1 protein-coding gene and 2 pseudogenes are annotated in these 1,250 nt (G+C 64.4%); all 3 read right to left on the bottom strand.

The genetic code is table 11. The features are described from left to right. Positions 1-169 (bottom strand): annotated as a pseudogene (locus tag HLUSI_RS33140) (aldehyde dehydrogenase); the annotation flags it as partial. A gap of 19 nt (positions 170-188) precedes the next feature. Then, complete coding sequence (locus HLUSI_RS0124190; RefSeq protein ID WP_016836388.1) at positions 189-989, bottom strand: aspartate dehydrogenase; 801 nt, start codon at positions 987-989, stop codon at positions 189-191. Positions 990-1,008: 19 nt separating this feature from the next. Further along, positions 1,009-1,250, bottom strand: a pseudogene (locus HLUSI_RS30515) (thiamine pyrophosphate-binding protein); the annotation flags it as partial.

Here is a 1,250-nt window from a genome sequence, read left to right as displayed (position 1 = left end):
CACCGGCGCCGACAATGGCTTCTTCGACATCGGCCACGCTGGCGGCATTCAGATAAGCAACCGCTTCGCCGGTGGCCGGGTACAGCGTGGCGTAGCGATCGCCGCCGCCCAGACGCCATTCGCCGGCGACGCAGATCGGCAGTGTTTCGTTGAGATTCAGTTCGGTCATGATTGGTTGTTCACATCACTTAAATGGACAGCGCATGCGCACGATTACCGAGCGCACGCACCACACTGAATACGGTCAGCGCCGAGGTCTTCGGATTGGCCGCGAGCGGCTTGCCGCGCATGGTCAGTTCGAAGCCGCCGAACTCGCCCCTGGCTTCGACGTGATGCACGTTCTCGGTGACACCCGGATCTGCGTACAGACGAACCTGCGTGTGATCGAGGCCAAGGCCGGCCAGCGACAAGGTCGCTGCGACGTTGGCGTTCTTCGGATACAGGCGCGCGGCTTCGCGCGCGGTGCCTTCGAAGATCACCGTCGCCACCGTCAGGTTGGCGAGGTCGAAGAGACCGTCGGCCGGTGTGTCTTTCCACGCGTTGGGCGGCTTGCGGCCGGTGTAGACCACAGACTCCAGACCGCCGACACGCGCCGCCGACAAGGCATCGATCGCACCGATGGCGCCCGACAGCAATTGCACCTGGGTCTTGCCTTCGCGTGCTGCGGCTTCCAGCTTCTCGACCAGGCCGGGTTCCGACAGCGCGCCGATGGACACCACCATGCAGGGGATGCCGCGCAGCAGCGCCGGGATGATGTGCTCTTCGATCGCCTGGTGGCCGGCGCATTCGATCAGCAGATCGGGGCGGTCGTCGCCGAGACGGGTCTCGACGCGCGCCTTGGGGGCCAGCGACGACACCACGGTGCGGGCGTTCGCCATGTTCGCTTCCGGAACGATGACGACATCGAAGGCGACTTCCGGATCGCTTTTCAGCAGCTCCATCACGCCGACGCCGATGGCGCCGCAACCGATCATCGAAACATGCAACATGGGTTTCTCCTCAGTTTCTTCAGACGGCTGCTGTAACTGCAGCGGTTTTGCTCGTGGCGATGGAAGCGGCTGCGGCTTCCGCGGCGGCTTTTTCCGTCACCGGCGGACCGGCAAACGCCGTCTTGAAGCTGCCGATGGCCAGCATGTCGATTTCCAGCAGGAAAGGACCGGACTCGGACAGCGCCGTTTTCAACGCGCCTTCGACGTCGGCCAGGTTGCTGACGCGGGTGTGGCGCAGGCTCAGCGCCTGCGACAGTTGCG

Origin of the sequence: Herbaspirillum lusitanum P6-12, assembly GCF_000256565.1 — a bacterium.
GTDB lineage: Bacteria > Pseudomonadota > Gammaproteobacteria > Burkholderiales > Burkholderiaceae_D > Herbaspirillum > Herbaspirillum lusitanum.
This window is presented reverse-complemented; position numbering and strand designations above follow the sequence as displayed.